Origin of the sequence: Lysinibacillus sphaericus (genome assembly GCF_006864135.1) — a bacterium.
In the GTDB taxonomy this organism is placed as follows: domain Bacteria; phylum Bacillota; class Bacilli; order Bacillales_A; family Planococcaceae; genus Lysinibacillus.
Window position 1 is genome coordinate 1 of sequence record NZ_SADV01000045.1, and the last position, 7,998, is coordinate 7,998.

Sequence of the window (7,998 nt, forward strand, 5' to 3'; positions counted from 1 at the left end):
TTAATGAAATCTCTGCGTACAAATCACCAAAAACTCCTTTATACTCAGGGAAAACTTGATCTAATACAGCTTGAAATTGTAGCTTTGTTTGAACCATAATTCCTGTCATATTTTCGTGTTGCCTTGTCAGATGCCGAAGGTTTAAAAGCCGAATACCACGTTTTTTCTGAGGCTCTAAATCCTCTTTGTAATATAGTTCGCCTAAGTGATAAGCATCAATGGCATCTGTTTTGGTTTTTCGTAAGCTAGAACTTTTTGCTCGGTAAGATATTAGTGGATTTACGATAATGGCAACGTACTCTCTTGCTTCTAAAAACTGAACAACTGGGGCATGGTAGTGTCCTGTGGACTCCAAAACAACAGGTGGTTTCATCCCTGTTTGATGCTCTAAATCTATTAAATAAGAGTGTAACTCTTCAAGCCCCTCCACCGTATGTTCAACTTTCACACTATTTTTATAGGGCATTTTTTTATCCAAGAACATTTGAATCTGACTTTCACCTTTTGCGACATCCAGACCAACTACTGGATTCATGTTTATCTCCTCCTAAGGTAGTGTATTGACCGGTAACCTCTATCTAGCTTGTTATTCATATCTTCGCTTGTTATACGAGATCGTAATGTCCCAACCAGCCTAATCATGTGTTAACAAGTAGAGGGCGAACAGTTTAGTTGTCGGGATCTAGTCCCACGGGTGCTTCCGTTCGACCCCGGCTACTATCAATCTATAAATTGAATAAAAAATAGTCAACCAGATTACTCTAGTATCAAAATTATATACAAATTTCGGAACAAATCTTGAAGAAGAAACAGATGCACAAGGAAATATAACGAAATTTAGCTATGATGCAAACGGCAATGAAAAAAGCGAGACAGACCCGAATAATGTAGTTAAATCAAGAGGATATGATGCACATGATCGCTTAGAATCAGTATCTATAGGTAATGGTGTTAAGGCTATTAAATCATCTTATGGGTTTGATAAACAAGGGAACGTCACAAGTCGTACCAATCCTCTTGGTTACGTAACATCCTTTAAATATAATGCTTTAAATGCAGTTGAACGAGAAACAGACCCACTAGGCAAGTATCTCTATTATGAGTATGATGGTGAAACAAATGTGACACTAATTGAAAGTGGAGATGGGACAAACAAGTCCTCAGTTTCTTTCACATATGATCATAAAAATAACGAGAAATCAAAATCTGTTCTCTATAGAACGACAACCGGTTTCAATCATAATTAAAAATATAGTAAGATCTCTTAATATGTCAGAGGAAGTTTCTAAAACAGTATCTAGTACGATTAAAATATCTTTTACTTCTACATATTCATTACTCCTTTTACCGTGATGTTTCATTTTTGATGGAATTTGATAATTGAAATTAATAATATCTTCACTATATAAGAAATCTAAAAAGAGTTTTATGCGTTTTAAATATTGATAAGAAGTTGCCGGAGCCAATGTTCCTTTAAGTACTTTAAGTCTCAAGGTTTCTTCGTACTTTTTAATATTTTCTTTCCAAAAAAGTTCATTATATAAATTGTTACATTCAAAACAAGAATGCTTAAAAAAATTCTCTACTGAATTCACATAAATATTAATGTGAGTATAATTCTTTTGAGTCAAATATTCACGAAAACCTGATATTACGGATAAGTTGTTTTTTGCGAACGTTTGTGTAGGAATTGGTATGAAATGTAGAGGCTTATAATAAATCTTAACTATATTTTTTTTAGATAGAAAATTTAAAAAATCATTTATAATGAAGGGAATTTCTTGTCCAGTTTCTTTAGTTAATTTTCTCAAGGTTACAAGTGATTCAATATTAGTTTGAAATTTCATGATATGCATAAGGGTTACTTTATTCAAAAGTAAAGATGAATTGTTTTTTGAAATGAGTTTATTATCTTTCATTAAATCCGAGTAAAGTATTACTAGAAACGAAATAACACTTGATTTACCAGACTTAATATTTTGGATTTCTAAAAATTCATTTACTAATTGCTCGTAATTCTTATCCAAAATGTTATGTTCCGCTTTTATATTTATTATTTTTGAAATATCCATAATATTGGATTCCTTTCTTAAAAAAGGTATTTTTTTCTAAAGATTTTTTAGTTCTTTTAATTTGAATTTAGGGTCTTACTCTTCTTACACATACAATCAATTGCAATACCAAGCTGAAATAAATAATGAATTTAAATCTCTTTTTAAAATTGCAGAAGAAATAGTAACCAACATATTGCTTCCTGAGAGAAAGATACCCAACAAAAATATTATTGACCCTGTAACCTTTATAAAAGACAACACAGGTTATATGCTCTTTAAAAAGTCTGATGGGACAAATGTAAATTATAAAGTACAAAAGAAAGATGGTAATTGGATAGTAACAGATAAAAATAGTAAACAAGGTAAGAAAATGGATTATGAAATACCATGGTATATATGGAAAGAAATTAAGCCTACTGATTAATTCAGTTAGGCTTTTTTATATAAAATCTGTGTGTATGGGTTCAGTTTGTAGTATTTGAAGTGGGCTTTCAAACTGAATTTTTAGCAGAATTGAAAGATATCGTGTCCTAATCCTTATTCAACTCCCATGAAAGAACTTTATTATCTTTCGTATTCTGTGATGAAGTGCTAATTTTTGCACTTCATGGATGGCTAATTGATGCTATTCTCCAAGAAAAGGATTGGCTTTTTCTTATTGAAATAACGACGCAGATTAGTTAATGAAAGTCCGTATTAATTAAGTAATTATTCTGGTGGATATTTATATGTTTTTAGGTGCGTGTGATTTATTAATTTAACCTCAGGTCCGGGAGAAATTTCATAGGTCATGCGGTCTTTCCCTACAGGGATATGATGTCCACCATCTGTAGGTTCAATTTCAAATGTAATTTGCAATAAAAAGCCACGGAAACTATTCACTCTCTTTGTTTCAATCACTTCAATTTTCCACGGAGTTACATTAGCTGAAAAATCCTTTAAAATATTTGGATAATAATAGCTATTCAAATCTTTATCAATATAAGGAGTAAGCATTAGCATAAGCATATCCTGTAATCTAAGTTCTTCCGAGTCTTGAGTTGAATTATATGATGAAACGGTTTTTGTTTGAATAGATGTTAGAATAAGGAATAGTACAAAGATAATTAACATCTTTTTCATTATCTTCAATTGCACCTCTTTACGGTTTACTTACTAAATTGTATTTTTTCCTTTTAAAGAATAAAGTATGTACATAATGAAGTAACAGGGTGCTTTACTTGAAGAACATGGAGTTACATAGGCAGCTCTTTTTTTATGAATTAACGAAGCAGGTTAGTTGAAAAATGAACAAGAAAGTATTGTAAAATAATGTGAGAAACTGAAGAATTAGGAGATGTGTTAACTTGGCTTATATTCACGAGTTTGGAATAGTTGAATGTATTGAAAAAAATAAAGAGTACGTTAGTTATGAACCTGAAAAATATCATTGCATAGGTGTAGATGGGGACCTTTTTGATGAACTTATGTCTAAGGATTTTGGTGAAAAAATGAATCATCTAGAAACATTCGCACATAACACAAATAGACCTTATAAAAGCCTCGCCTATTTTGGGATAACATTGATACCACCGAGTTCTCATAAAATATTTTTAAATATGGTTAGTGAAGCAAACGACAGGTACAAATCAGAAGAACTTGAAGAATTGATGAAAAAAATAGCTGAAGCAATAAAAGAAGATAGATGGTTGATTCATTATGGTGTTTAATTTTGTCAATACATACATGTAAGCTAAGAGGTGATTGTTTCGATTAGAGCAATCGCTTCTTGTGCTAACGGCGTAGTTTAGTTGAGTAAAAAAATGAATTGGAGGTCGAACAGATATGAAGCGAGAGGGAATTGTTAAATGGTTTAAAGAAGAAAAGGGTTATGGTCGCATCATGCTTGACGGTGAGGATGGAAATCATGTTTTTGTTCATTTTAGTTCGATTTTACCTGATAAAGAAAGATTTCTGAATGGATTCAGATTCCTTAAACAAGGTCAAAAAGTATCCTTTGATTTAGTTGAAAACCCAAGTTCTACTGACCAAAAGAAAGTTGCAGAAAATGTAATCGTTATTTCTGACTGCCATATAAAAACACCCCAAAAATTGAATTTTTAACTCTAACTTTTGGGGTGCGGCACCCTTTAGAGTGACCTTTTGAAACACGCTTTAAAGAGAGGTGCTTTCTAATCATCATGAATATGCGCAATGGGATTCCTATTATTCAGTCGGTGAAAAGTAAGAAACCACAGGGTAGATAGTGGGGGGCCATACCAAATCCATTTACAAAGTATATCGAGATGTTTATGACGGTTGATGGATGCGAAGTAAGTATAATCATGCCTTACGATTTCGAATGGATTCAACAGTATTTAAATGAGGGCCGGATTGAGAGAGGAGTTTGGGATGTAGATGAACGCAAAAATGCTCGAGAAGCATAACAGTTAATGTAATTGAGGCAATTGGGAAGAAGCTTTAATGAACAATTTAAGGAAAAAAACAATAAAGGGTCACCAAGCTGGGAAGGCGACCCTTAAATCGGAAATATTAATACCCTGTATTCATCATGAATGTAGCGCCAACAATAATTAAAAGAATAAATAGAACAACAATTAAGGCAAATGCAGATCCATTACCATATCCGCCACCAGAGTTGCCGCAGTTATTAATGCCACCAACATTTCCACCATAGTATCCCATAAGAAACACCTCCTTTCTACAATATATAATATGTTAGCGGTAGAGAAGGAGTATGGTTGAAAAACCATTCAGCTATGGGCATTAAAAAATATATATTTTTGAGAGATAAGACCATAAAAAAAGGGCCACTTGGGATGGAGTGACCCTTAGTAAAATAGATCGGGAGGTGTAAGGCTAAATTAGCTTTACCTTACTATTATTATGATGTGATAGCTATGTTTGTATAGTGAAATGCCTGTGAAATAGATTAAAATTAGAAGTTTAGCTTTAAATAAATAAACAAACAAGGTAGGTGTTGATAAAATGAGAATGAGAAATTTAGAAATATCTAGAAATGGTATGTTGAAGGAATCATGGGTGGTATCGTTCGCTAGTTATTCGAGGTATCACAGTACGCAGGTGATGGGGCAGCCATTGCATTCTGTGTACTCGAATTTATTTCTATCTCGGAAAACGGTACAAAGATGGGCTTGCCAATGTAAATTTTATTAAAGAACTTTTAGCAATTGTAAAGGATAAAACAGGGGAGGTGAAACGAAATGAGTACAAGCGTAACTACTACATGTCGGAATCTTGCCGAACTATTACCAGCTGCACAAAAGGCTTGGGATTACTATTCCAAGCATGTTATAAAGCTTGTATTAAGAACATCTGCATTACTGAAACATAGCGCTCACAAGAACCCCAAAACTACCTATATGCACAAGGACGAACACGACCAGGGCAAATTGTTACATGGACTTTAAACAGTAACACAAGTCGCGTTTAGCGTGGGATATCGCTGTTGGACCTCCACAATCATTGTATGATGTAACAACTTTAAATCGGATTGGTGTTATCGCTCGTAAGTTAGGAATTACATGGGGCGGTGATTGGGTAGGTATATTGACCGACCTCACTTTGAAGTTAAATCATCCTGGAAGATGCCTAAAGGCTATAAATTAGAAGGACAAGTAATCGTACCAAGCAACAGCAAATTGCAAGTTCAATTAATTGTGGAAGACAAAAAGGAGGAAATCAAAATGACAAATTGGAATCAAGGTTCACCAACTATGCAAACAGAAGCTGAAAACGATATCGCAAAGGCTGGTATTATCCAAGTAAAGGATTTGCAAAGTGGAGCGATGACGACGAATCGTTTGATTGGATTGTATATTACAATTCAACAAAGACGTAGTAAATAAGCAATGAGGACCAGCAAAGCTAATTTAGCCGAGTTAGTCTTATTACTTATTGCATAATACTAAAGTGACAATTTAGTGAAAATTATTATATAAGAATCAAACGAAATAAAATATAAATTTCAAGTATTCTGATGATAAGTTCACTAAAAATGTTACTTTTTTATTAGAAAAAATATTTATAACGCCAAAAAGCGGCGGTGTAAGTGGCGTGATTTGGCGCATTTTTAAAATAGTTAATTGAACACCGCCAAAAAATAGCGGAGAGAACGCCAAATATTGGCGTGTAAATTTAATTGAAATACTATTTCCAGGAATGATAGGATAATAGTTACTCGAGGGTACTAATATGCTATAGCAAAAAATATTTACATAGATTAGGATGAAAAACATGAAAAAATTAAAAAAATTAGTTCTTAGTTCTGCATTAGCGTTATCTACATTAGGGGTAGTTTCAGTTTCGGAAACAGAACAAGCATCTGCAGTAAATAGTTATTGGTCGGATAAATGTAAGAATGACGACTTGTGCATGAATTTGAATTATATGAGTATGAGAGTAGGTACAGAAAATGGCTGGGCTCATACTAAGGTAGAGATAATATCAGGTGCAGCTTCAGGTTTAGCTACTGTAACTGCTGATGGTAAAAAAGTTAAAGCATTGAAACCTGGGGAAGTTGTTGCTAAAATGTACGATAGAACTGGTGTTGAAACTGGCAAATATACTATGTATGTACTGACACTTAAATAAGTTATATAAAATTTTTAAATTAAAAAACCAGGCGCTCATTAAAATGTGAGTACCTGGTCTTTTTATGTTTAGTATTCTCTTACTTCGAATGAAGCAATCTTATCATGTACGATATACTCTGTTACTTTTTTATAAGGTGAAATTGTTTTAGAAAATTTGAATGTTGAAGTTCCTTGAGCACTATCAAACCAATTCATATAATCATTTAATACTTTATTAGTAACGTCATACTCTTTTGTTATGCCGTTTATCAAAGTGATACTCAGAATAGCACTTGAAAATTCATTGATTGGTTTTTTTACAATCACTGTACTAGAGGCTGCAAAATCGGTGTTTCCAATTTTTGCAGTAATAATTGCTTCACCTTCGTGAATAGCGGTTACATTACCATTTTGATCTACAGTTGCAATTGATTCATCACTAGATGACCAAATTACTTTTGCTGTATCAGGTGTAACCGTTGCTATTAACTTATCTTGACTAGCTTCTAGAAGCTCTAATACATTTCTATTTAATGAGATTGATTCAGGTTTTGGTGATGTTGAAATTTTTTCCATCATTTGTAGTTCAGATATTGCTGTATTTACGGCATGATATTTGCTGTTAGTAAGTGTAATGTTAACCCTGTATTTGTTATAATAACTAGAATTTTCAAAGGTGAAGCTTTGTTTTGGATTCGTTCTCCAATCGTCTACTGTAACGTTGCTATGAGAATCTAATACTATCCAATTTGAACCGTCCCACGCCTCAAATGTCCATGTATTTGGAAAAAGTTCTGGAAAACTTCCCTCATTATTCATTACATATTTACTAATTGCTTTTGGACTTGAGAATTCATATGCTAACCACCCTGTTTTTTCAGGCGTTCCCCAAGCATAGTTGGCACCACCACTATTATAGTATTCAATTCCATCAAAGGCTTTCCAACTTGGTGTTTCAACATGGTTACTTGAAGAGGACGCTTTACCAAACTCTGATTCATTCGAAGTCATTTTAGGTATTAAATTTTCTGAATAGCCATCTTCAGCATGTGCATTTTCAACGTTATAGCTAATTAGTACTAGTAGTATTAATGCTAGATAAATAAAACCATTTTTAAATATCTTACTCATTTATGTATCTTCCTTTAAAGTTTTTAAAGATAATTTCTTTAAATAACCTCCAAAGACAACTTTAACCAATAAGTGACTTATTTACCATAATAAAAATCGTTTATTTTTAATAGACGGATTGTAATATTAAGTGCAACACCCAGAAGTCAATATAAAGGAAGCCCATAACGACCTCGTGTAGAATGTAGTTACCACACCAACATTCAAACGGAGGAATC

11 protein-coding genes are annotated in these 7,998 nt (G+C 33.1%); 6 read left to right on the forward strand and 5 right to left on the reverse strand.

Translation table 11 applies throughout. The features are described from left to right. Positions 1 to 535: IS110 family transposase (locus tag C7Y47_RS24300; RefSeq protein ID WP_142510752.1), on the reverse strand; the 535-nt coding region annotated here is incomplete at its 3' end. Positions 536 to 1,199: 664 nt separating this feature from the next. Then, positions 1,200 to 2,072: a hypothetical protein gene (locus tag C7Y47_RS24310; protein ID WP_142511098.1), complete on the reverse strand. Its 873-nt coding sequence runs from the start codon at positions 2,070 to 2,072 to the stop codon at positions 1,200 to 1,202. 61 nt (positions 2,073 to 2,133) lie between these two features. On the opposite strand from C7Y47_RS24310, the gene C7Y47_RS24315 reads away from it, so the two are divergent. Beyond that, positions 2,134 to 2,478 (forward strand): hypothetical protein, encoded by a 345-nt coding sequence (locus C7Y47_RS24315; RefSeq protein WP_255505318.1) that lies wholly within the window; start codon positions 2,134 to 2,136, stop codon positions 2,476 to 2,478. Positions 2,479 to 2,762: 284 nt separating this feature from the next. Here the strand turns inward: C7Y47_RS24315 and C7Y47_RS24320 are convergent, their stop codons facing one another. Further along, a complete protein-coding gene (locus tag C7Y47_RS24320; RefSeq protein WP_142511099.1) occupies positions 2,763 to 3,176 on the reverse strand; it encodes a DUF3888 domain-containing protein in 414 nt (137 codons plus the stop codon). Between the two features lie 224 nt (positions 3,177 to 3,400). Here C7Y47_RS24320 and C7Y47_RS24325 point away from each other — a divergent pair, with 224 nt between their 5' ends. Beyond that, positions 3,401 to 3,763, forward strand: coding sequence for a hypothetical protein (locus tag C7Y47_RS24325; protein WP_142511100.1), 363 nt, complete (start codon positions 3,401 to 3,403; stop codon positions 3,761 to 3,763). Positions 3,764 to 3,878: 115 nt separating this feature from the next. Further along, a complete protein-coding gene (locus C7Y47_RS24330) occupies positions 3,879 to 4,157 on the forward strand; it encodes a cold-shock protein (protein WP_142511101.1) in 279 nt (92 codons plus the stop codon). 429 nt (positions 4,158 to 4,586) lie between these two features. Here the strand turns inward: C7Y47_RS24330 and C7Y47_RS24335 are convergent, their stop codons facing one another. Continuing rightward, positions 4,587 to 4,739: a YjcZ family sporulation protein gene (locus tag C7Y47_RS24335; RefSeq protein ID WP_142511102.1), complete on the reverse strand. Its 153-nt coding sequence runs from the start codon at positions 4,737 to 4,739 to the stop codon at positions 4,587 to 4,589. A 539-nt stretch (positions 4,740 to 5,278) separates the two neighbouring features. Here C7Y47_RS24335 and C7Y47_RS25195 point away from each other — a divergent pair. From C7Y47_RS25195 to C7Y47_RS24345, 3 genes are all read left to right on the forward strand, one after another. Next, positions 5,279 to 5,485 (forward strand): hypothetical protein, encoded by a 207-nt coding sequence (locus C7Y47_RS25195; RefSeq protein WP_185903602.1) that lies wholly within the window; start codon positions 5,279 to 5,281, stop codon positions 5,483 to 5,485. A 126-nt stretch (positions 5,486 to 5,611) separates the two neighbouring features. Then, entirely contained in the window at positions 5,612 to 5,923 is a 312-nt protein-coding gene (locus tag C7Y47_RS24340; RefSeq protein ID WP_142511103.1) for a hypothetical protein, read from the forward strand. 388 nt (positions 5,924 to 6,311) lie between these two features. Next, positions 6,312 to 6,668 carry a hypothetical protein gene (locus C7Y47_RS24345; RefSeq protein ID WP_142511104.1) on the forward strand — a complete coding sequence of 119 codons (357 nt, stop codon included), beginning with the start codon at positions 6,312 to 6,314 and terminating at the stop codon, positions 6,666 to 6,668. A 68-nt stretch (positions 6,669 to 6,736) separates the two neighbouring features. Here the strand turns inward: C7Y47_RS24345 and C7Y47_RS24350 are convergent, their stop codons facing one another. Continuing rightward, complete coding sequence (locus C7Y47_RS24350) at positions 6,737 to 7,780, reverse strand: Ig-like domain-containing protein (RefSeq protein ID WP_142511105.1); 1,044 nt, start codon at positions 7,778 to 7,780, stop codon at positions 6,737 to 6,739. Positions 7,781 to 7,998 lie beyond the last annotated feature (218 nt).

What these genes read in the sequence shown, in the direction of transcription:
- C7Y47_RS24310 (WP_142511098.1), bottom strand. Translation starts at nt 2,072, where the DNA reads ATGGATATTTCAAAAATAATAAATATAAAAGCGGAACATAACATTTTG.
- C7Y47_RS24320 (WP_142511099.1), bottom strand. Translation starts at nt 3,176, where the DNA reads ATGAAAAAGATGTTAATTATCTTTGTACTATTCCTTATTCTAACATCT.
- C7Y47_RS24330 (WP_142511101.1), top strand. Translation starts at nt 3,879, where the DNA reads ATGAAGCGAGAGGGAATTGTTAAATGGTTTAAAGAAGAAAAGGGTTAT.
- C7Y47_RS24335 (WP_142511102.1), bottom strand. Translation starts at nt 4,739, where the DNA reads ATGGGATACTATGGTGGAAATGTTGGTGGCATTAATAACTGCGGCAAC.
- C7Y47_RS25195 (WP_185903602.1), top strand. Translation starts at nt 5,279, where the DNA reads ATGAGTACAAGCGTAACTACTACATGTCGGAATCTTGCCGAACTATTA.
- C7Y47_RS24345 (WP_142511104.1), top strand. Translation starts at nt 6,312, where the DNA reads ATGAAAAAATTAAAAAAATTAGTTCTTAGTTCTGCATTAGCGTTATCT.
- C7Y47_RS24350 (WP_142511105.1), bottom strand. Translation starts at nt 7,780, where the DNA reads ATGAGTAAGATATTTAAAAATGGTTTTATTTATCTAGCATTAATACTA.